The 23,396-nt window shown below is 43.6% G+C and carries 19 protein-coding genes; 7 read left to right on the top strand and 12 right to left on the bottom strand.

From position 1 onward, the window contains the following. Nucleotides 1-91: 91 nt before the first annotated feature. A complete protein-coding gene (locus tag QT716_RS07545) occupies nucleotides 92-1,120 on the bottom strand; it encodes a YeiH family protein (RefSeq protein WP_317935454.1) in 1,029 nt (342 codons plus the stop codon). Nucleotides 1,121-1,227: 107 nt separating this feature from the next. On the opposite strand from QT716_RS07545, the gene QT716_RS07540 reads away from it, so the two are divergent. Next, nucleotides 1,228-2,133: a LysR family transcriptional regulator gene (locus QT716_RS07540; protein WP_317935453.1), complete on the top strand. Its 906-nt coding sequence runs from the start codon at nucleotides 1,228-1,230 to the stop codon at nucleotides 2,131-2,133. A 279-nt stretch (nucleotides 2,134-2,412) separates the two neighbouring features. Here QT716_RS07540 and QT716_RS07535 read toward each other — a convergent pair whose 3' ends face one another. Next, nucleotides 2,413-3,789 (bottom strand): FAD-binding oxidoreductase, encoded by a 1,377-nt coding sequence (locus QT716_RS07535; protein ID WP_317935452.1) that lies wholly within the window; start codon nucleotides 3,787-3,789, stop codon nucleotides 2,413-2,415. 128 nt (nucleotides 3,790-3,917) lie between these two features. Between QT716_RS07535 and QT716_RS07530 the strand changes: the two genes are divergently transcribed. Beyond that, complete coding sequence (locus QT716_RS07530) at nucleotides 3,918-4,481, top strand: YusW family protein (RefSeq protein WP_317935451.1); 564 nt, start codon at nucleotides 3,918-3,920, stop codon at nucleotides 4,479-4,481. A gap of 43 nt (nucleotides 4,482-4,524) precedes the next feature. Here QT716_RS07530 and ptsP read toward each other — a convergent pair whose 3' ends face one another. The 8 genes from ptsP to QT716_RS07490 all read right to left on the bottom strand — a co-directional run bounded on the left by ptsP (nucleotide 4,525) and on the right by QT716_RS07490 (nucleotide 13,614). Then, nucleotides 4,525-6,234: a phosphoenolpyruvate--protein phosphotransferase gene (ptsP, locus tag QT716_RS07525; protein ID WP_317935450.1), complete on the bottom strand. Its 1,710-nt coding sequence runs from the start codon at nucleotides 6,232-6,234 to the stop codon at nucleotides 4,525-4,527. Beyond that, nucleotides 6,231-6,497 carry an HPr family phosphocarrier protein gene (locus QT716_RS07520; RefSeq protein ID WP_317935449.1) on the bottom strand — a complete coding sequence of 89 codons (267 nt, stop codon included), beginning with the start codon at nucleotides 6,495-6,497 and terminating at the stop codon, nucleotides 6,231-6,233. The genes ptsP and QT716_RS07520 overlap by 4 nt, the downstream gene beginning before the upstream one ends. 20 nt (nucleotides 6,498-6,517) lie before the next feature. Next, a complete protein-coding gene (locus QT716_RS07515; RefSeq protein ID WP_317935448.1) occupies nucleotides 6,518-7,240 on the bottom strand; it encodes an SIS domain-containing protein in 723 nt (240 codons plus the stop codon). Between the two features lie 5 nt (nucleotides 7,241-7,245). Beyond that, nucleotides 7,246-7,968, bottom strand: coding sequence for a GntR family transcriptional regulator (locus QT716_RS07510; RefSeq protein ID WP_317935447.1), 723 nt, complete (start codon nucleotides 7,966-7,968; stop codon nucleotides 7,246-7,248). 63 nt (nucleotides 7,969-8,031) lie between these two features. Next, nucleotides 8,032-9,195 (bottom strand): N-acetylglucosamine-6-phosphate deacetylase, encoded by a 1,164-nt coding sequence (gene nagA / locus QT716_RS07505; protein ID WP_317935446.1) that lies wholly within the window; start codon nucleotides 9,193-9,195, stop codon nucleotides 8,032-8,034. 69 nt (nucleotides 9,196-9,264) lie between these two features. Continuing rightward, nucleotides 9,265-11,172, bottom strand: a complete 1,908-nt coding sequence (gene nagE, locus QT716_RS07500; RefSeq protein ID WP_317935445.1) for an N-acetylglucosamine-specific PTS transporter subunit IIBC — start codon at nucleotides 11,170-11,172, stop codon at nucleotides 9,265-9,267. Nucleotides 11,173-11,363: 191 nt separating this feature from the next. Then, nucleotides 11,364-11,918: a PTS sugar transporter subunit IIA gene (locus tag QT716_RS07495; protein WP_317935444.1), complete on the bottom strand. Its 555-nt coding sequence runs from the start codon at nucleotides 11,916-11,918 to the stop codon at nucleotides 11,364-11,366. A gap of 73 nt (nucleotides 11,919-11,991) precedes the next feature. Then, nucleotides 11,992-13,614, bottom strand: a complete 1,623-nt coding sequence (locus tag QT716_RS07490; protein WP_317935443.1) for a M20/M25/M40 family metallo-hydrolase — start codon at nucleotides 13,612-13,614, stop codon at nucleotides 11,992-11,994. 203 nt (nucleotides 13,615-13,817) lie between these two features. Between QT716_RS07490 and QT716_RS07485 the strand changes: the two genes are divergently transcribed. Then, nucleotides 13,818-14,918, top strand: a complete 1,101-nt coding sequence (locus QT716_RS07485; protein ID WP_317935442.1) for a carbohydrate kinase — start codon at nucleotides 13,818-13,820, stop codon at nucleotides 14,916-14,918. Next, nucleotides 14,915-15,829, top strand: coding sequence for a pseudouridine-5'-phosphate glycosidase (locus tag QT716_RS07480; RefSeq protein WP_317935441.1), 915 nt, complete (start codon nucleotides 14,915-14,917; stop codon nucleotides 15,827-15,829). The genes QT716_RS07485 and QT716_RS07480 overlap by 4 nt, the downstream gene beginning before the upstream one ends. Before the next feature lie 50 nt (nucleotides 15,830-15,879). Here the strand turns inward: QT716_RS07480 and QT716_RS07475 are convergent, their stop codons facing one another. Next, entirely contained in the window at nucleotides 15,880-18,924 is a 3,045-nt protein-coding gene (locus QT716_RS07475; RefSeq protein WP_317935440.1) for an efflux RND transporter permease subunit, read from the bottom strand. A gap of 213 nt (nucleotides 18,925-19,137) precedes the next feature. Between QT716_RS07475 and guaC the strand changes: the two genes are divergently transcribed. Then, nucleotides 19,138-20,121, top strand: coding sequence for a GMP reductase (gene guaC / locus QT716_RS07470; protein WP_317935439.1), 984 nt, complete (start codon nucleotides 19,138-19,140; stop codon nucleotides 20,119-20,121). Nucleotides 20,122-20,216: 95 nt separating this feature from the next. On the opposite strand, the gene QT716_RS07465 is transcribed toward guaC, so the two are convergent. Beyond that, nucleotides 20,217-20,855, bottom strand: coding sequence for a Yip1 family protein (locus QT716_RS07465; RefSeq protein ID WP_317935438.1), 639 nt, complete (start codon nucleotides 20,853-20,855; stop codon nucleotides 20,217-20,219). Between the two features lie 76 nt (nucleotides 20,856-20,931). Between QT716_RS07465 and QT716_RS07460 the strand changes: the two genes are divergently transcribed. Continuing rightward, complete coding sequence (locus tag QT716_RS07460) at nucleotides 20,932-21,885, top strand: alpha/beta hydrolase (protein WP_317935437.1); 954 nt, start codon at nucleotides 20,932-20,934, stop codon at nucleotides 21,883-21,885. A gap of 177 nt (nucleotides 21,886-22,062) precedes the next feature. Beyond that, nucleotides 22,063-23,361, top strand: a complete 1,299-nt coding sequence (locus QT716_RS07455) for a DUF2254 domain-containing protein (RefSeq protein WP_317935436.1) — start codon at nucleotides 22,063-22,065, stop codon at nucleotides 23,359-23,361. Nucleotides 23,362-23,396: the final 35 nt, after the last annotated feature.

Below are 23,396 nucleotides of genomic sequence, written 5' to 3'. Positions count from 1 at the left end.
TTATCTTCTCGAAAATTTCTTTAAATTTATAAAAACCACGTACGACAGGAAATTTCCTGTCGTACGTGGTTTTTCTATTAAAGACTTTCGTTTAAACAATGAAGTATGCAATAACAGAAAGCAAGATGGATGTAACAGCCATGGCAGCAAGCGGTCGAAGTGCACGAGAACGCAAATCACGCAGGCTAACATTCAACCCAAGTCCTACCATTGCGGCTGTTAAGAGCCATGTTGTTAACACGGAGACGAATTCGTACACGCCGTCCGATACTGGAATGATCGGTCCAAATACATAACTTCCTAGTACACTTAAAATGATGAAGCCAACCAGGAACCATGGAAATTCAATTTTTGCATCCGCTTCTTCTGTTCCTTTACTTTTACGTTTCATAATTGCGATGAAGATGAAGCATAATGGAACAAGCAAGAATACCCGGCCCAGCTTTGCAAGCAATGCAATCGCCAAGCCATCTTCGCCTGCAGGAGCACCCGCCAATGCAACGTGCGCAACTTCATGCAAACTGATGCCCGACCACATTCCGTACTGAATAGCGTCAATTGGCAGAAATGGACGCAGTATGGTATAACCTATCGCAAAGACTGTACCCATTAGTGCGATGATGCCGACACCGATCGCGGTATCTTCATCTTTAGCTTTCACAATTGGCGCAATTGCTGCAATCGCAGCTGCGCCGCAAACTCCCGTTCCGACGCCCAATAAGAGTGATATGTTTTTATCAGCCTTAAACATTTTAGCAAGCCAGAGTGTCATGAAGATAGCAAAGATGATTACTCCTACATCACGTGCAAGCAAGCCAAGTCCATCACTTAATACGGTGTCGATATTAAGCTTTATACCGTACAAAATAATCGCCGCTCTTAGTAACCGTTTAGAAGAAAAAGCAATTCCTGAGCGAATTGCTTCAGGATAGCCAAAGAACTGACGGAAGACAACCGCAATAATAATAGCAGACGCTAATTGCCCAATATGATCAAAGCCTGGTAACTTTGCGAGTAAATATCCTAAAAATGCTATAAAAAATGTAAATGCGATTCCGCCGATCCAAGCTACCCCTTTTGATGGTTTCTTTGGTGACGGTGTTATTATGGTTGAATTCATATGAAACACCTCCTGAAATTTAGTATACGCTTCTACTTTCTATAAGGAAAATAACAATATATAATAGCTGTCATAAGTAAATGTATATATGAGAAAGAAGTGATCCTATGGACCAGAGTTTGAATGTGTTTGTAATGGTTGCCGAAAAGCAGAACTTCTCACGCGCAGCTGAAGAACTTCACATGACACAACCTGCTGTCAGTCAGTATATACGTTCCTTGGAAGAAACGATGGATGTGCGCTTGCTTGAAAGGACCAACAAATATGTTAGGCTGACAAAAGCCGGCGAGATTGTTTACCACCATGCGAAAGAGATTGTCGGGCTCTATGGCCGCATGCAGCACTTGGTCAACGATTTGTCCAACGAAGCAAGCGGGCAGCTGTCAATTGGAGCCAGCTATACGTTTGGTGAATACGTGCTGCCTCATATCTTGGCTCGCTTACTGAAAGATTATCCGCGCATTCAGCCTGATGTAACAATTGGAAATACAGCAGAGATTGCCGACCTTATCATGAGCAGGCAGCTTGATGTGGGCATCGTGGAAGGACGGTTTAAGGAAAACCGCCAATTGACCACTCAAGCATTTGCCGAAGACCGGATGATCCTAGTAGCATCCGCAGATCATCCACTCACGTTAACAGAACGAGATCTTGAATGGAAAGAGTTAGAAGCACAGACGTGGATCATCCGCGAAGAAGGCTCCGGCACAAGAGAAGCTGCAGAATCCATCTTCGACCGCCACTCCATCTCTCCTGTCCGAACTATGCAGTTCACCAGTACCCAGCCCATTAAGGAAGCCGTAGGGGCAGGATTAGGAATTAGTCTGTTATCAGAGTGGGCGGTTCAAAAGGACATTCGTTATGGGGAGTTAGTGCAATTACCCGTAAAAGACTTACCTTTTGTCCGCCAATTTTCAATCGTGACCAGTTCGCAGTACCAGACAAAGGCGCTAAAAGTCTTTTTGGAGCTGCTGCTCAATAATCGTGAGTTGACATTGTTTCGGGAATGTTAATGTAAAAACCGCGATGCTTTGAGAAGGTCAACAGGGCTCTACCTGCAGGTGGCGTTATGAGCGGAAATCAAGTTTTATGAGCGCATTTTTTAGTTTATGAGCGTTTTTTCCTGGTTATGATCACTTTGCTGAGTTTATGAGCGGATTTCCATGTTTATGATCACATTTTGAGTTTTATGAGCAGATATCAAGATTTATGAGCACACTGCCGCGCGCGTGAACCACATGCTGGTTCACTCCATGTAAAAAAGGGCTTTGCAAGAGCCCTTTCCACTTAACTCATTTGATTAACTTCCCTGGATTCAATAAATTCTCAGGGTCGAGCACGTGCTTGATCTTCAGCATAACGTCATACGCAGCCCCGTGCTCTTCGCGCTGGTATTTCTGCTTGCCGACTCCTACGCCATGCTCGCCTGTGCATGTCCCGCCACAAGCGAGTGCACGGCGGACAATGGTTTCATTGTACGCATCCGCTTTCTTTAATTCTTCTTCATTGTCATGGTCGATCATCAGCAATACGTGGAAGTTACCATCCCCGACGTGCCCAACTATTCCGCCCTCTAATCCGGTTCTGTCTAGTTCTTCGCGAGCGAAAACTACGGCTTCTGCTAATTTAGAAATTGGTACACATACATCTGTTAACATCATTTGTTTGCCTGGAAAACCATGTGTATAGGCATAGGCTGCATTGTGTCGTGCTTCCCACAACCGATTGCGGCTTGCTGTTTCCGTTTCAAATAGGATTTCCTTGCACTCGTAGTCTGCAACAATGTCTTCTGTGAAGGCTACATCTTGAGCGAGACCTGCTTCGTTACCGTGAAACTCCAAAAATAGTGTGGGAAGTTCTGCATAGTCCGTTTCACTATAGGCATTCACTTGGCGAATCGATTCAGTATCGACCAGTTCCACCCGCGCAATAGGAATCCCTGCTTGCAATATGGCCGGTACCGCTTCAATCGCATTGGTAATGGATGTAAACGTTGCACGTGCGGCAGTTGTTACTTCAGGAATTCCAAATACACGCAGCGTCAATTCTGTAAAGCAGCCGAGTGTCCCTTCTGAACCGACGAATAATCCGTTCAAATGGTAGCCTGATGAGGATTTTGCTGCTTTGTTCCCCGTGTGTATAATCGTTCCATCTGCTAGAACAACTTCCAAATCTCTGACCTGATCTCGCATAACACCATATTTAACCGAAGTCGTTCCACTGGCATTCGTTGCTGCCATTCCGCCAAGTGTCGCATCTGCTCCTGGGTCGACTGAGAAAAACAATCCATGCTTTTTCAGTTCTTTATTCAATTCTGAGCGTGTTACACCCGGTTGTACAGTAACTAACATATCTGCCGGATTCACTTCTAATATCCGATTCATCATAGAAAAGTCGATTGTGATCCCGTGATCATATGGGATGACGTGTCCTTCCAAACTCGATCCGACACCAAACGGAATAACTGGAATTTGTAATCCGCTCGCTGCTTCTACAATACGGCTCACTTCTTGTGTACTTTTTGGAAACGCCACAAGATCTGGCAAGCTCGGAGTGTGGTAAGATTCATCCTTGCTATGTAAGTTTCGAACGGTCTCATTTCGCGTCACTTGTTCACGATCTAAGAATGTGCTTAATTCTTCAAAAAGCTTTTCTACTGTATCAGTCATCCAATCATTCCTTCCAATTTTAATTAATCCCTGCATTCTAACAATTGTAACTCTTAACAAACCCGTTTGTAATCCAAAATGAGGGGAACACTATAAGAAATGCGAATACACCAGGAGGTTTGTTCAACATGAAAAAGTCAGCATCCATAGCTGGAAGCGTTTTGGCGACTGCACTACTTCTCGGAGCTTGCGGTAATGGCGACGCGAACGATACGAATACGACAGGCACTGAAGACACGGCCACGGAACCTGGAACCGTTACAGATGATTCCACGACTGGAACGGACGAGTCAACAGATTCAACCAATTCGGGCACAAACGACGATGCTGCAAGTTCTGACAATGATCAGGATTATATGAAAGAACAAATGGATAAACTCGCTTATGATGAATTTGAATTGGAAGTGGACTACGGGAAAGACAAAGAATATGAAATTGAAATTGAACAAGACAATGGCAAAATTGAAGCCGCTGTTGAGGACGAACTTTCTAATAACAACTTGAAAGGCAAAGATGCTTTCGATGAAATCTACCCAAGACTTGAAAATCTGGACATTTCAGAAACAACTTCTAAAGAAGAAGCAATCAAACAAACATTGGACGCATTCGATTTAAAAGATGACTACGTCAAATTTGAAATTGAAATCACAATGCCTGATGGTCAAAAAATTGAGTTTGAAGATAAAAAGTAAATTGGCAAAAGCGGAACCGTCATGACGGTTCCGCTTTTCTATTTTAGCTATGCGCTTTTACAAACTCGATAATTTTTTCAGACGTCTCCATTTGCAGGATTTCTGGAATATAGCTTTCCCACTCCGCTTTAGAAAGGCTTGCAAACTGAGCACGCGCTTTCAAAATGCTCGACGGACTCATGGAAAACTCGTCCAATCCCATACCAAGTAACACTGGGATGGATAACGGATCTCCCGCTACTTCCCCACACATGCCAACCCACTTGCCTTCTTTATGAGCGGCTTGAATAACGTTATTAATCAAACGTAAAATCGATGGGTGGTTCGGCTGATATAAATACGATACTGTTTCATTCATGCGATCAGCAGCCATCGTATATTGAATCAAGTCATTTGTTCCGATAGAGAAAAAGTCGACTTCTTTGGCAAATAAGTCAGCAATAACCGCAGCGGCAGGAATTTCCAACATCATGCCAACCTCATACGAATCACTTACTTCAATGCCTTCCGCATGAAGTTTCTCTTGTTCTTCTAACAGCATGCCTTTTGCGCGACGGAATTCTTCAAGCGTCGCAATCATTGGAAACATGATTTTCAGATTGCCGTGAACACTTGCCCGCAGTAAAGCGCGGAGCTGTGTGCGGAACATTTCAGGGTGTTCAAAGCATAAACGAATCGCACGTTCACCTAGAAAAGGATTCATCTCTTCCGGCGTACTGAAGTAGCTGAGCTCTTTGTCTCCCCCAATATCGAGCGTACGAACAACCGTTGGACGGCCGTTCATAGATGACAAAACAGTTTTATAAGCATCGAACTGCTCTTCTTCTGTCGGAAAATCGCTTTTACCCATATAGAGGAATTCTGTCCGGAACAACCCAACACCTTCAGCTCCGTTTTTGTCCGCTAATGGTAAGTCTTCTGTAGATGCGATGTTCGCTCCAACTTCTACGTGGTGTCCATCACTCGTAATCGTTGCTTCCGTAACAAAACGTTTTAGCAGTTCTTTGTCTTGTTCAAATTGTGATTTCTTCGTTTCATACGAGTTCAGTTCTTCTCCAGTCGGTTCCAGTAAAACGGTACCGTCCGTTCCATCGACAATCAGCGACGTGCCTTGTTCGATGGATGCCATCGCAGTTTTCGTACCGACAACCGCTGGAATTTCCAGCATTCTTCCAAGGATGGCAGAGTGCGATGTACGTCCGCCGATATCAGTAACAAATCCTTTAACAAACTGCTTGTTCAATTGAGCAGTAGCAGAAGGTGTTAAGTCATCAGCTATGATGATTACCTCTTCATCGATTGTGGATGGGTCTGATACATGGACACCGAGCAACTTCGCAAGGAGACGTTTTGTAACATCTCGTATATCTGCAGCTCGTTCTCTCATGTATTCATTGTCCATCGCTTCGAACATCGCCGTGAACGTATCTGCAGCCTGCTGCAAGGCATATTCCGCATTAATACCTTGTTCGATACTGCCTTTAACGGTATTCGCAAGTTCAGGGTCATTTAAAACAAGCAAATGCGCACTGAAAATTTCGGCTTTGTCTGCTCCAAAGTTTTCAGCGGCTTTCGCTCGAATTGCTTCCAGTTCTACGGCAGCCTCTGATTTTGCGGATTCGAATCGCGCCAGTTCTTGTTCAGGCTTGTCGATTGTTGTTTTTTCCACTGTTAGGTCAGGCGTTTCCAAGCGGTACGCTTTGGCGATCGCAATGCCGTCAGAAACACCAATACCTGTTATTGTTTGCTTCACTCGCCGATGCTTTCTGATTTCATAATGCTGTCCACTTTTGCGATCGCCTCTGCCTCATCAGCGCCCTCTGCAACGATTTCAACTTGTGCACCTGATTCGATTCCCATCCCCATAACACCCATGATGGATTTCAAATTGGCTGTGCGTTCTTTATACGTAATTGTGACTTCCGATTGGAATGGTGTCACAGCAGATACGAGCATAGAACATGGTCGTGCGTGCAGCCCTTCGCTGCTTGTAATCGTGTACGTTTTCTTTTCCATGAAAAATCTCTCCTTTTAATTCAAAACTCGATGCGGTCGCTATAGTGTGCGACAAGTGCATCGTTATGTTCAGCATTTCCTTCTAAGTTACCGCTCTTAAAAACAGGCGGTTCCACCCCATTCGCAGTCATACACAAAACTACTTCACAAAACAATGAATGCAATAATGCATTCCCTGTTATAGATGAAGCCGGACCGCATTGTACCTCGTTAATATGGAGGATACCGTCACCCGGCGGTACTTTCGTGTCCAGCACGACGGAACTCATAGCTTCTAGCCGTTTACCGGAACCATGACGCGAAGGATGTTCTTCTTCAGTATACAACAAAGATTGAATGGAAACCGTATAAGCGCCTTGTGATACTGCATACTGCGCAATATCGATCGGGACAGGATTACGACCTGAATTTGATATGACGATGACAACATCCTCTGGACGTATATCAAGTTCTGATATAAAGGTTTCGCTAAAATCAGGATCCTTTTCATTTCTGGAAGATAGTAATGCCCCTTCGTGCAGCATCAGCGAACCGATCGATATAGGTTTAACAGGAGCTAAGCTTCCCGCCCTGTAAAAGCCTTCTTGTGCAATCAGTTGAGAATGTCCAGATCCAAAGAGTTGGATAATTCCGCCGTTACCAAGGCGTTCCGCGACTTGTGCAGCAGCATTTTCAATTGGTTCTTTTGCTTCCTGTTCTATTTCAGACAAAAGAGTAATGATTTCACTAAAATATGAATTCATGACACTCACCTTCCGATTTCACTTATGAATTTATAACGATCTGAACGATACGTACTCCGCACTACTTCAAATGTCCGGCCATCTTCAAGCGTGCTCACTCGTTCTATCTGCACAACGGCCGCCGGAATGGCAATTTGTAAGTATTCAGCGTCCTCTTTTTTTGCAAGGGCTGCCTCCATACGTTGAGTCGCTTGTCCGATCACTAGTTTTTCTTGTTGCTCTATGAACGCATACAAAGATCCTTGCAAGGCTTCCTCTGAAAGTGTCGGAAGTAAGTCAACTGGCAGATAAGACCGTTCAATTGCCATCGGTGTATTGTCCGCATAGCGTATTCGAACCACCTTATGCACAAGCGCTTCTGAAGATAGACCTAATCTAGCCCTAATTTGCGGATCGGGACGCACCTGGCTGAAGCCGATCAGCTTTGTTCCTGGTGACAGCCCACGTGCTTTCATATCTTCTGTGAAGCTAGTCAGACCGTTCAAAGGCTGTTCCATCTTTTCTTCTGCAACAAATGTACCTCGACCTTTTTCACGATACAATAATCCCTCTTTGACAAGGTTTGTCAGTGACTGCCGAACTGTCATTCGACTGACCCCAAACAACTCCGACAGCTCACGCTCTGAAGGAATGATTGACTTAACAGGATACACGTCTTGCGCAATCTGCTGTTTTAAATAGTCTTCAATTTGTACATATATCGGAATAGCTGATTGTTTATCAAGCATTTAAAGCACCACCAATCCATCCTTCTCTTATACACTGCACCACTTGATTGGCTCGGGCCCAGCTTATCCCACAGCATTACGTTCATACCCTGTTATGCCACCGCAAATCGTCTGCATGATTGACCACTCTTTATCGAGAATAACGATATCTGCATCGTTTCCAGCGACCAAACTTCCTTTTTGAGTCAGACCCAGCTGTCGCGCGGCATTTCCTGAGGATATCTTTGCTACTTCTAAAGGACTAATGTTTAATATACTTACAATATTTTTCACTGCATTTTCCATCGTTAAAATACTTCCAGCGAGTGTTCCGTCTTGAAGTCGTGCATCTTTTTCAGACACATGAACAGGCTGACCCCCAAGCTCATATTCGCCTGGTTCAAGGCCTTTCGCCCGCATTGCATCGGTAATTAAAATGATTCCGTCGGGGCCTTTCACACGGTATGCGAGTTCCACTGCTTTTGGATGGCTGTGGATGAAATCCGCAATGACTTCTGCAGATAGTTCATCCTCAAGAAGAACTCCGCCGATTGCGCCTGGCTCACGATGGTGGAAAGGTGACATCTGATTATAAAGATGTGTCGCTTGACACGCTCCAGCTTTAGCGGCTTCTTCCATTTGTGCAATGGTAGCGTCTGTATGTCCCATTGATGCAACGATTCCTTCAGATGCTAACTTTTGAATAAAAGAAAATCCGTTCGGTTCTTCTGGAGCAAGTGTTACCATCTTAATTTTATCGCCAGATGCTCGTTGCCACACGTCAAATTGCTCTGCATCGGGTGGACAAATATGCTCTAACGGTTGTGCGCCTGCTCGTTTTGGTGAAACAAACGGTCCTTCCAAGTGAAGACCAATCATTTGTGCTTGTCCTGGTTTAGTTGAGAATGACGCAACATTTTTCATCGCAGCTTCGATTGCTTCAGGTGATTGCGTCATGGAAGTTGCTAAAAATGACGTCGTTCCTTCATTCGGCAATACGTTTGCCATCGTTTCAAGTGCTTCTTCTGTCGCATCCATCACGTCTGCACCCGCTGCACCGTGAATGTGCATGTCGATGAAACCGGGAAGAACGTACCCTCCGTTTGCCTGTATCACTTCGTCTGCTTCGCGTTCTATAGACGTTGCTATTTCCTGAATGATCCCATCTTTGATAAAAAGATCTGTGTTCTCTAAAACTCCTTCAGGTGTTACGACCGTTCCATTCGTAAGTAAAATTGTATGTGTCATCGTCGTCCACTCCTTAAGAAAATACGCCGGAAGAGTGACTGTCGTCTCTCCCGCCGGCGTAATCATTTATTATTCATCAACTTTTACAATTGAGTCTGTACCCTTACGTTGGAAACCTGTTTTCAAAATATGCAAGTTGGCTTTATCAACGTTCGTAAAGATGACAGGTGTTACAACGGACGGAGCATTTGCTTTGATGTAGTCTAAGTCAATGTTCAACAATGCATCGCCTCGCTGAATAAGCTGACCGTTTTCTACAAGCAATTCAAATCCTTTACCGTTTAACTTTACTGTATCAAGTCCTACGTGGATGAGAACTTCTACCCCTGTATCTGTTTCTAGACCAATGGCATGATTTGTCGGGAATACGCTGACGACTTTACCGTCAATCGGTGAATGAATCGTTTTCCCTTTCGGCATGATTCCGAAACCAGGCCCCATCATTTCCTTCGCAAACACTTCATCTGGAACTTCTGAAAGCTCAATGATGTCTCCGTCAATCGGCATATGGAAATCAGATTCAGGTAATGCTTTAACACTGTGCGGCTGTGTATCCAGTTCCATGGACTCTTCTGTCTTCGGAGCTGGGTTTCCGTTCTTCATGCGTCGTTTCATCGCTTCAGCTAAGAATTCAACAGCTGTTCCGATAACGACTTGAACGTTTGTTTTACTAATCTTCATGTAACCCATCGCGCCATAACGCTTCAATTCTTTTTCATCGACAACATCAGAATTTTTAACAGTTAGACGTAAACGAGTTGTACAGTAGTCAATGGCTTGAATATTGTCAAGACCTCCAAGCGCTTCAATTGTGTGATAAGCCTTAACTTCAACGATATCGTCGCTGTAGACTGCAGTATCTTCTACCATATCTTCGTCATCTTCACGGCCTGGTGTTTTCAAGTCTAGCTTCACAATAAGGAAGTAGAAGACTACAAAGTAGATGACACCGAATACGAGACCGATGACTAGAAGAATCAATGGATTTTGTGCCAATCCAAAGTTCAGGACGTAGTCAATTGCACCTGCTGAGAATCCGAACCCATGATGGACGTCAAACATATACGAAACGATCATTGACGCACCTGTTAGCAATGCGTGCACTACATATAGAACTGGTGAAAGGAACATGAACGCGAATTCGATCGGCTCTGTAATACCAGTTAGGAATGAAGTGAATGCGATACTGAATAGCATACCGCCGACAATTGCCTTCTTTTCCTTTTTTGCTGCAGCATACATTGCAAGACATGCTGCTGGAAGACCAAACATCATAATCGGGAAGAAACCGGACAAGAATGGTCCTGCTGTTGGATCTCCCTTAAGGAATCGGTTGATTTCCCCTTTAACAACTTCTCCACTTGCATCAGTGAATGTACCGAAGTCGAACCAAACTACTGTGTTAATAACGTGGTGAAGGCCTGTAGGGATCAATAGACGGTTTAAGAATCCATATGCGCCTACCCCAAGTGTTCCTGCGCCGAGTACCCAGTTACCGATACTATCGATAACACTTTGAATTGGCGGCCATGCAAAGAAGAGAACACCTGCAAGTACTGTCATTGTAGCTGCTGTAACAATAGGGACGAATCTTCGTCCACCAAAGAATGCTAGGAAATCAGGAAGTTTTATATTATAAAAACGGTTGTAAAGAGCTCCAGCAACAATACCGGAAATGATACCGCCGAAGACACCCATGTTGATTGATTCATCGACTGCTTTTAAAGCACTAGTAAGTACCAAGAAACCGACAGCCCCGGCCAATGCTGCTCCGCCACTATTATCATGAGCAAATCCCATTGCGATACCAATGGCAAAGATTAGAGCTAAGTTACCAATAATTCCATCTCCCGCTGCAGCGATTAGCGGAATGTTTAGCAGGTCAGGCTGCCCAAGTCGTAAAAGCAAAGCAGCTGCCGGCAAGGTCGCAATCGGAAACATCAAAGATTTACCGATGCGCTGAATAAAGTTCATCATCTTCTTCTCACTCCTTTTTAGTTATCTTACTATTCACTATACCGTTCTATTGGTCTAGTTGTCTATACCAATTAAACCAAAAAAACAGAAAGAATGTAAGCGTTTTTACGAATTTATGTTAAAAAGTTTTCGGATATGCATAAAAAAGCGATTGCAGCGAGTTCTGCAATCGACTTTTTGTCTATTTTTCTTTAAGCATCTACACGAACGAGACCACTTTCACCGCTCGTTAGGCTGCCTTCCTTCAGTAAATGGATTTTCTCTTTCCCCGTGTTTGTGAAAATGACCGGGGTAATAGCAGAGGGTGCGTTTGCTCGAATATAGTCGACATCAATTTTCAAAAGAGCATCTCCGCGCTTTATTGATTGGCCGTTTTCAACCAACAGACCGAAACTTTCCCCGTTCAATTTAACCGTATCCAAACCTACATGAATTAAGATTTCCACGCCTGAATCCGATTCCAGTCCAATCGCGTGTTTTGTCGGAAACACGCTCACAACCTTACCGTCGACAGGCGAGCAGATTGTATCTCCTAAAGGGTCAATTGCAAATCCTGGCCCCATCATTTCCTGTGCGAATACAGGATCAGGTACTTTCGATAATGGAATAACAGTTCCATCAATCGGCATGACAAAAGCTTCCTCTTCAATGTCTTTTGTACCACGTGTTTCTGTCTTTGGCTGCTGATCTTTGGCTGACGTATCCCCTTTTAGCGACTGAGCCATTTTTTTAAAGAAATTTGCCATCTCATTCACTCTCCTTCCGTCTATTCATGTATATGGTTAACTAAACAAGCTTTCTCTATCCTGTTCTGCTGCGTTACTTCCCACAAAAGTGTTGGGCAAGCGTCTCTAACATTTGAGGAAGACGAACGAATGCACTTTCGATATGCAGTCTTTCTGTGCGCTGGTGGGCGTCTTTACCAAACGGTCCAACATTCAAAACAGGCGCATCGAGCGCTTTCATCTCTTCAAACGGCATCCAATAAGTTGCACCCCATACAGGTGTATTTCGTTCAAATGATTTCCAGCCTGTTCCTTCATCTTCATAATGGACATAACTTAAATCACTAATCCCATTGAAATAGTGGATTTGTGAAACTTCAGTTCCGAGTGAAATTGCTTTATCTTGCATGAGTGTGACAAGCTCCTGAACGAGTGCATCGTCTGATGTATTCACGGCAGGATAATATGGCGGTGCGAATAATAGAACGGTTGCAGGTGCAAGCTCTTGGCATTCAATCATGAGCACATCAACGATTTTAAATGATTTGTCGCGATCATCGAGTTCCCAATCACCTGACACTTCCGTAATAATCCGTTTCACTTCAGCTTCGCCTAATTTGTTATTGGCGTAATCCATCAATTCCTCGAACTTGAGCAGGTTGATTTCCCCCACCTTAGCAATTCCTTCACGTTTACTAATTTCAGTATATGCTGCACTACATGCTTGGACTGCATCCTTTGCGATATCTTCAAATAACTCCATCACTTCTGCTGCTGTACGTCTCATTGTGAAGACGTTGTAAAGTGCAGTCGAGCGATATGGTGTTTGCACAGAGTAGTGCGCTTTTAAATCTTTTTGCTGCAATGTAACAGGCAGCGGTGTCGTTTCCCCATGATCTGTTTCTTCAAAAATATTATTCCATTCCATACGCTGCGTTAAGAATGACGCCATAAATGTTGAAGTAATTCCTTTTAACGGTTCTCCAACATGCGTTTCTTTTCCATAAAACAAGGCAGCAGGCATGATTTTACCAATGGAACCAGAGTAAATGTACTCTTTCGGGTCGCCTGGCTCTTGAGAGAAAACGGGTTCGCCATTTAAGAACAACGTATATGTTAAGTCATGTTCCTGCTTCATGCGAACGAGTGACTTAACTGCAGTACGCATTCCGGCTGAGCTTACCTCTTCGTCCGGTACAGCAAGCAGAACTAAGTTAACTGGCCATTGTTCTAAGGACGCTTTTTCTATTAAAGACATATGTAATGCCAGTCCCATTTTCATATCCATAGTTCCGCGGCCAAACAAATACTCTCCTGATTCTAAATCGTTTATTGCTTCTTCAGGCAGTTCTTCTTTATATTCATGTAATTTTGCAGTTAGCTCCTCTGGATGAAATGCGAAGGGTTCAAGCGCGCCATATTCCTCTGTCCAAACTGTGTCGTAATGGCTGATGAGCACGATTGTGTCTTGTGCTTCATGGTTTTTATATAACGCGGTGACAGAATTCCGGCCAAGACCTGCATCATGTAATTCTACCTGTTCAGAATGCGATTCAAAGTAAGGAATGCTTCGTAATCTTTCTGCGAGGCGATGCGGGAAGGCTTTTTCTCCTTCGGTTGTGGTTCTGCTTTCCCAGCTCACAAGCTCACATAGTAACGCACGCAGCGTTTCAGGTGTGTCCCATTGTAGTTTAGTTTCGGTATGTTGGTTTGCCATAAAAACCCTCCTCTAGTAAATGAATCTTTCATTATTAGGCTAAAAAACCGTAAATCTAATCCGGCTTTCGCCTGTCCACTTTCGAGTGTACGCTTTTTAGAAAAAAGAGTCATCTAGAAAAGGTTAAACATTTGATTTGCAACGCAATAAACTTATGTTTATAATGTAAACATAAGTTTAAAGAGAGTGAGGAGGTGTTGAAGATGAACGAAAAAGAACAACAGCTCATCCGGCTGCTGCGTCAAAATCCTTACTATTCCCAACAAGAATTGGCAGACAATCTGGGTCTCTCAAGACCTGCAGCAGCTAATCTATTATCATCATTAACAAAACGCGGGTACATCACTGGAAGAGCGTATGTGTTAGCTCCAGAAGACGAAATCATTTGTATTGGCGGCGCAAACGTCGATAGGAAGTTCCATGTAGTTGGACAGGTTGCTTCAGGAACTTCTAATCCTGCTGAACTCTCCGTCACGATTGGCGGCGTTGCGCGTAACATTGCTGAAAACCTAGGGCGGCTAGATCATCCCGTCCGATTGCTTACAACTGCGGGTAAAGATGCAGACTGGGACTTGATTGCAACGCATTCATCTCCTTATATGGATTTGACCTCTGTCCAGTTACTTCCAGATGCATCTACAGGATCCTATTCCGCAGTATTGGATAGCCATGGTGAGCTCGTTATTGCAATGGCGGTAATGGACGTTTATTCAGCTTTGAACGCAGAATACATCACTTCTCTAGAACGTCATTTGGCACGCGCAAAGATGATTGTTATGGATCTTAATGTAACGAAAGAAACGGCAGAAGTTATTCGGGGTGCCGCCATCCGACACCAAGTTCCGCTTGCTGTCGTTCCTGTCTCAGGCCCTAAAATGGCAAACTTACCTGATACTCTAGAAGGTCTGACGTGGTTCATCTGCAATGAGGATGAAGCTGAAACGTTAACCGGAGTTACCATTGACTCGGAAGAGGATTGGAAGGCTGCGGTTTCGGAACTCCTCAACTCCGGAACCGAACATGCAATTATTACACGTGGTAAAAAAGGCGTGATGGCTGGTGATCGAAGTACACGTGCCATTCTCCATCACCCAGCAATTCCTGGCGTTTCGGTAGAGGACGTTACAGGCGCTGGAGATGCCTTCGTATCAGGCGTTCTGCACGCCGCGGTTTCTGAATATCCCCTTAATGACGCAATTGCTTACGGACTCGTAAATGCAGCAAAAACACTTGCATCAGATTACACCGTCAGACCAGAACTAACTGCCAATGGATTAAAAAACGAACTGGAGGAATACAAATGAAATCATATATCGTCTTCTCAGAAGAAGTTTTAAACGCTAAAGCCGCTGGACAGCCAATCGTGGCACTAGAATCGACAATCATCTCTCACGGAATGCCTTATCCACAAAACGTGGAAACTGCACGTGCCGTAGAACAAATTATCCGCGACAACGGTGCTGTTCCCGCAACAATTGCACTAATTGACGGTCAAATTAAGATCGGTTTGTCATACGATGAGCTTGAAATGTTCGGGAAAAGTGATAATGTAGCAAAAGTTTCACGTCGGGATATCGGACACTTACTTGCAACAAAGCAACTCGGAGCTACCACTGTCGCTGCAACTATGATTTGTGCAGATCTTGCTGAAATCCGTATGTTTGTAACAGGTGGAATTGGTGGAGTACACCGTGGAGCTGAAACGACAATGGACATCTCTGCAGATTTAGAAGAACTTGCGAAAACAGACGTCGCTGTTGTTTGTGCAGGTGCCAAATCGATTCTGGATATTGGCTTGACGATGGAATACCTGGAGACAAAAGGTGTACCTGTTATCGGATATGAAACGGATGAATTGCCTGCATTCTATACACGTAAGAGTGGATTCCCTGTAAACTTCCGTGCGGACAATCCTGAAGTTATTGCGGATACACTAGCTGTGAAATGGCATCTGGGGCTTGCAGGCGGAGCTGTAATTGCGAATCCGATCCCTGAAGCAGATGAACTTGACCCTGAAATGATTAACAAAATTATTGACGAGGCCTTAACTGAAGCAAAAGAAAAAGGCATTAAAGGAAAAGATGTTACACCCTTCATGCTAGGAAAAGTTAAAGATCTTACAGACGGCAAAAGTTTAGTCGCCAACATTGCACTTGTGAAACATAATGCAGTAGTTGGAGCTAAAATAGCCGTTGCGTTAAGCAATGCACGATAAAATGAATACAAAAAATCCACAGCTGGATGGCTGTGGATTTTTTTGTTCTATTAAACACGTTCTGCTTTACGTCCGATCAGTTTGTAATATACCAGATACAACGATGGTATCATCACTAATGTAAACAAACTTGAGAATGCCAGCCCGGCAATGATTGTAATTGCCAGTGCTTCAAACAATGGGTCACCGGAGACAGCCACTGGTATCAAGGCAACAATCGACGTCAGTGAAGTCAGGATGATTGGCTTGATACGTGCGTAGCCTGATTCAACGATCGCTTCAATGACATCCATATTGCCAAGGAGACGGCGTGCTTCTACGAAATCGATGAGCACCACTGCATTTCGTACAACAATCCCTGTCAACGACACAATCCCCATGACGCCAAGGAAGCTGAGAGGCGTCTGTGTGATGAACAATCCTAGGATCGCACCAGAAATACCGAGATACACCGCAAACAAAACGAGTAACGGCAGACTGAACGATTTGAATTGGAATGCAATTACTAGGTACACGAGTAACAGAACGACTAGGAACAGAATACCGATTTCTGCAAAGAATGCCTGTTGATCTGAATTCTCGCCGCCAGTCGAAATCGTATAGCCTTCTGGTAAATCTTTCTTCTCTGTATCTGCGGCGTCTAACATACCCGCTTTAAATCCATCTGCATCGCCATATGCTTTCAGCGTAATCGCACGCTCCCCCTTTTCATGAGGAACTTGTGCAATAAGAGATGTTTTTTCCGAAGAAAGCAATTCATTCAACGGAATAAGTTTAGGTGGACCTTGGGTTGTCATGGAAGGGACAACACTTTGCGAAAGGTCTATCTCCTCCCCTTCGTTCACACCTTTTTCCTTTAATACAACTTGCTTTGAAATATCCCCTTCATACAACTTGAACAAAGGGACACCTTGCGTCAGCAGCTGCAGCTGATTCGTTACTAAGCTTAAGGAAATCCCATTGTCCTCAAGTGCTTGACGATTCGGCTCATACTGAATTGCTGGAACGGGTTCTCCTAAGTTATCCGTTACAATGTCTGCGCCCTTTTCAAGCAAGCGATTTTTCAAGTCATCTCGCAGCTGTGCGAGCTGGTCGATATCCTCGCCTTTAATCGTCACAGTCACCGGAGCACCGACGGGCGGTCCTTGAACAATTGTATCCAGGAAGATTTCCGCATCGCTAAAACGATCGCGTAATTCCGGTTCCCACTTGTCGATGAATTCAGAAGCACTTGTATTGTCTTTTTTAATACGGAATACGGCTTGCCCGGTATTTTCACCCGTATTCTCCATAGAAGCAGCAAATAGATTCGGTAACCCGCTGCCTGTGAAAATGGCCGTTTCTTTTACGTTTTCATCTTCGCTTGAAACTTCGTCAATAATCTTTTGGATTTCGTTATTTGTTTCGTCTATTGTCGTCCCTGCCGCGAGCCGGACATTCATGGTCACTTCTTCTTTGTCCGCAGCTGGGAAGAATTCGAACGGTGTCAGCATCGCTAAGAACAGCAGTCCTGTCGCGATAACTAGCCCGCCAATCCCTACAAGTAACGGTCTTTTTAAAACAGTGCGCAATACTTTTTCTGAATAGAATACCGCGATTTTCTCCAAAGGCTTTCCTAAGAATCCTGGAGTATCCGATATTTTTTTATTGCGTTTTTTCGTTTTGATGTATTGAAGCATTGGAACGAGCGTTACGGATAATACAGTTGAAGCAATAATAGTTGTAATTAATATACTTGGCAGTGCTTTAATGAATGCACCATTTCCTCCCGAAAGCAAAAGCAGCGGTGAAAACGTTACAACAATTGCCAAACTGGAAGAGATAATGGATGTATACACTTCTTTGACACCGTTTACAGCACCATCCAGAGGTGAATCCCCAAGTTTGTATCGCCGCTGAATGTTGTCATTCACAACGATGCTGTCATCGACCAGAATTCCGATAGCGATAATAAGCCCAATGACTGAAATCTGATTCAAGTCACCCCCCATAAATGGAATTGGAATCAGGCCGACAAGCACAGATGCGAGAACGGTCAACGCAACTGCAAACGAACCGTACAATGTCAGTCCAGCAGTTGTCACCACGAGTACGGCAATAACCGCAATGAGTAATGAAATATACAAACTATCAAAAATTGAGTTCACATTTTCAGCTTGAGATTCATACGTATGAGCTGTTACTTCTTTAGGAAGATCTTCCATATAACGATCCAGTTTCTTTGCAATGGTTTTATCCATAGAAGGGATGTCTTGGCCAGGCTGTAGGAAAACTGTGTAGGAAATTGCTGATTGTCCGTCAAACGTAACAATGTCCTTCGCATCTTTTGCCACTTCTCCAATATCGGCTAATTTAGACAGCGGAATTGCAGCATCTCCAATTTGTAATTGTTTCAGTCTTTCAATTCCCTCATCCTGTTTCACGGTTAAGACGACACGCTCTTTGCCGTCATCGTGTGTTCCCAGTGACAGCGGCTGATTCGCTTGCTGCAGCACATTGAGCACATCAAATGGCTGTAGACGATTTTCAGCTAATTTGTCAGGATCCAGTGTGATCATAACTTCCTTCTCTGCAAATCCTTTGACAGTGGTTCCTGCGACTCCTTCTATAGACTGGAGGTCATCTGATAGAGTTGCGAATGAGGTCTCTAAGTCCGCAAGCGCCGTTTCGTCTCCTGTAAACATATAAGAAACGAGCGGAAAGGCCAAATCGAGTTTTTTCACTTCAGGCGTTTGTGCATTTTCAGGCAGTTCACTCGCAGAACGCTGGACTTCTTGCTGTAATTTGTTAATCGTCTGTTCGGAATCGATTCCATCCTTCAATGACAGAGTAATAATCGAAGCTGAATTTGCAGAAACTGACTTCATCGTATCGATGCCGTCCACTTTCTTAACTGCCCTTTCAAGCGGATTTGTCACGGTTCTTTCGACTTCTTCTGGTTCTGCACCTGGAAGAATAGAGGATACCATCACTAGATCTACGGGTGTTTCAGGAATCTCTCGCTTCGGGAGAGTTAAAAACGTATAAACCCCCACTAGCATAAGAATGAAAATCAGGAAAATAAATAATTTACTCCGCTTCAATAAAAAGGCCATAGATGTCCTTCCTCTCTCATTTTGATAACGCTTTCAATAGAAAACTATGTGTTTACTTTATATTGACACAGCAGGCTATCAATCACAATTTTAGAAACCCCAAAAATAGTCTAATAATTGTTTGACAACAACCCCAGAATCTTGTACATTACATAAGGACGAACAATTATAGCTCGCCTCAAACAAATTATTCGCTTTTAGGAGTGTTCAATAATGGATGTAGTATTCGATTATGAAGATATTCAACTAATTCCCGCTAAATGTATCGTAGACAGCCGTTCTGAATGTGATACTTCCGTTAAACTAGGAAAACATACATTCCGCTTGCCTGTCGTTCCTGCTAATATGCAGACAATCATTGACGAAAAAATTGCCATTCAACTTGCTGAAGGCGGTTATTTCTATATTATGCACCGTTTTGACCCTGCATCTCGTCCAGCATTCATCCGTGACATGCATAGCCGAGGACTAATTGCTTCAATTAGTGTTGGTGTTAAAGAAGACGAGTATGGATTTGTGGAACAGCTTGCTGCAGATTCACTAATTCCTGATTATATTACAATTGATATTGCGCACGGTCATTCTAACGCCGTGATCCGTATGATTCAACATATTAAAAAGCACTTACCTGAGAGTTTTGTTATTGCGGGTAACGTTGGTACACCAGAAGCCGTACGTGAACTTGAGAATGCTGGAGCTGATGCAACAAAAGTCGGTATCGGGCCTGGTAAAGTGTGTATCACAAAGATAAAGACCGGTTTCGGTACAGGCGGCTGGCAACTAGCAGCAGTTCGCTGGTGTGCAAAAGCTGCCTCGAAGCCAATTATTGCCGATGGCGGTATCCGCACACACGGGGATATTGCAAAATCAGTCCGTTTTGGCGCAAGTATGGTGATGATCGGTTCACTCTTTGCAGGCCACGAGGAATCACCTGGTCAAACAGTTGAGCGTGACGGCGAGCAGTTCAAAGAGTACTTCGGTTCTGCTTCAGAGTTTCAAAAAGGCGAAAAGAAAAACGTTGAAGGTAAGAAAATGTATGTAGAATACAAAGGTCCCCTTCAAGATACTCTTACTGAAATGGAGCAAGATTTGCAGTCGTCCATTTCCTATTCAGGCGGTAAGAGCCTAGACGCCATTCGTACAGTGGATTATGCCATTGTGAAGAATTCCATTTTTAATGGCGATAAAGTCTATTAATTATGATTTACTGTGTTGGTTTATACTTACGATAAATCACTTCAATGATTACAAAAACCGGAACCCCTTAAATGGGGATTCCGGTTTTTTTGTGATTATAGTGTAAAGATTGAAGCGAAAATGATCCCGATTATTAATGAAATCACGATAGATGCGATAATGGCAATGACGACCGTAACGAGAACGACCCCAAGACCTCGCCATGCGGAGAATCCATGTACTATACCGATTCCTTTACATGATATGACTGTACTATAAATTCCAACTGCAAATGTCAGAAACATAGAGATCAAGTAGACTCCCATTGGCAGGTTCGTTATCGCTAACGCTTCTGCAGGGGGTGCTTCGAATGCTAACTTTCCATAACCCAAAATCACTAGATAGTTGACTGGTGCCAGCCAAATGGTGGGTAGTGTAGTACCCGGCACAACACGGAGCATATCAGCAAATGTACCGGTTCCCCCAAACATCGCTTTTCCTATCCAGTGGTAGATTGCTGCGCCAATCACCCACGAAATGAGGGCACCCACAAATGTGAATAAGATGAACAGTGGAATGAGCGCACCCAGTGGTAAATTGCTAAGTAACCCTGAACTTCCTGCTTGGTACCCCCCCGAGGCAAGTGCGGCGATGGCAAAAATAAGAATAGCATAACCTGTATTTGTCTCGTCCTTCAAGTACCGTAATGTTTCAGTCGGTCTGCTCCAAATTGTAAGTAATGGTTTTAAATTCATGAATTGTCCTCCTTAGAACTTGTCACTCCCATTTGATGAAAAAGATGGTACACTAATTTTTAGGGGGTGGAATTTTTTGAAAAGAAAAATAGCAATTGCTGTCAGTACACTCATTGTTGTATTGCTAGTTGCGTTAGTCTTTGCCGGCAATTACTTTTACGACCAAGGCATTAAGCGCGGCACTGAAGTAAAACTTCATAGCGAGCCTGCAGCTGTTAACGAACTGGCTAGTGAACCAGACCAGCTACTGTTAAAAGAAGCGAAAGACTGGTATGCTGATCAGCCTAAAAATACAATTACGATGCAGTCCTATGATCATTTAAAACTCAAAGCCCAATTCATCAAAAACGATAAAAGCAATACACATAAAGCAATCATTCTTGCCCACGGTTTCCGCAATACTGGCGAAGACATGGGGAAATACGCCAAGTTTTATTACGATCGAGGATTCGATATTCTGCTCCCTGATGCACGCGGTCATGGAGACAGTGAAGGCGATTATATTGGTTACGGCTGGCATGAACGCCTAGACTACAAAGATTGGATTAAATATCTCATTCAACAGCATGACGCGGAACAAATCATTTTGCAAGGAAATTCCATGGGAGCGGCAACCGTTTTAATGACAAGTGGTGAACAGCTGCCTCCGCAAGTAAAAGGAATTATCGCCGACAGTGCTTACAGTACTGTGAAGAAAGAACTCTCGCATCAGCTGAAATCCATTTATGGATTACCAGCATTTCCTTTACTTGACGTGACGAGTGTCATTGCTAAAATACGCGCTGGCTATACGCTTCAAGAAGCATCTGCAGTGAAGCAAGTAAAAAATAACGAAGTTCCTTTGCTGCTGATTCATGGAGACGCAGATGACTTGGTTCCTACTGAAATGGCTGCAGAGTTGTCTGATGCAGCTAGTGGTGATAACGAGTTATGGATTGTACCAGATGCGGGTCATACGAAAGCGTTTGACAATATCACGGGTGAGTATGAAGCAAAACTTTCACAGTTTCTTGATAAAGTAATTGATTAACTTTACAGTCGTTCTTCCAAAAGGAGGGACGGCTGTTTTTATTATTGCTTTTCTATATTACGTATTGTGTATTGGAAAGTTTCATAACGCATGTGTTTCTGTTTTTACATTTGAATTGAAGGGTACGCTAGTAGTAACGAAAAGTACGCGTTCACTATGGACAGGAGGCCACACTAAATGCTCAAAAGATTGATTATAAAAATGCGTGAGAGCATTTGGTTCATTCCCAGTTTCTATTCTGTTCTTGCCTCACTTCTATCGTTAGCAACTGTACTCATCGATACAACGTTCAATGCTGAAGTGAAAGATTACATCCCTTCATATCTAAGGACTTCGGTCGATTTGGCTCAAACGATTTTAGGGACGATTTCAGGTGCACTTCTTACAATGACAACAATCACATTCTCTACAATCATGGTCGTACTCACCATGTATTCTTCTCAATTTTCACCGCGAACGCTGCAAACCTTTTTAAATGCACCTTCTACTCAACGTGTACTGGGGCTATTCATGGGTGGTTTTGTCTATTCCATTTTGTCGCTGCTGTTCATGAGGAAACAATCGATTACACATGAAGTCATTTCAGCTTCAGTTGCTGTATTTTTAGCTGTTGTCTGTTTAGCATTTTTTGCATACTTCATCCATAAAGTCGGTACGTCCATTCAAGTGAGCCGTCTTATTCGAGAGCTTGTAGAGGATGTGCTGCGTACGATTGAAAGTAACCAAGCAATCGTAAATGAAGACCCTGTTGTGACGACAAATGAAAAACCTTCACTCAGCACGGATTATTCTCGGGTCACGGAATTTAAAAGTACTACATTTGGTTATGTACAGTATATTCACTTTGATGCGTTGAGAGAATGGGCTGAAAAGAATGATGCGGTGATAGACGTGACTACTCCAATCGGATCATTTGCAGGAACAGAGACTACCTTGGCGACGGTTTATCATCAACAGACACTTCCTGAAACCGATCTATCTGCTCATTTTAAAATAGGTGTGGAACGATCGACCCTTCAAGATATAGAATACGGAATTGAAAAAATTTCTGAAATTGGGCTTCGCACCCTTTCGCCAGGTATCAATGATCCAAATACTGCAGTGCGCTGCATACACTCTTTGGGCGAAGTTCTGCAATGCGCTTCCCGCTTACCCGGCGGGATGACAGTTACGTATACAAAAGAAAACCGGCCCAGCTTGATAGTTCCCCGTTTTAGTTTTAAAGATTATCTATATGCAGCTTACAGCCAAATGAGTTTTTACGGACGACAAGACGCAAGTGTACTAAACGCAATGCTAGATTCCCTTCTTTACATTGCACGTGCCCGTTCGTCTTGCGAAGCAACGTTGTATGATGTTCGTCGGATTAGTGAATATGTATGGAACCGATTTGACCACTCCTTTTTTGAAGCGCTTGATACCGAAAAACTGGTTGAAAAACAACAAACATTACGTTTGCTTACCTCAGCGAAGTGATATGACTGACACAGCTTTATGAACATTATTATGTT

It is taken from the genome of Sporosarcina aquimarina, assembly GCF_033253705.1.
GTDB lineage: Bacteria > Bacillota > Bacilli > Bacillales_A > Planococcaceae > Sporosarcina > Sporosarcina aquimarina.
Note: the sequence above shows the minus strand (reverse complement) of the source record. Positions and strands in the feature narration are given on the sequence as shown.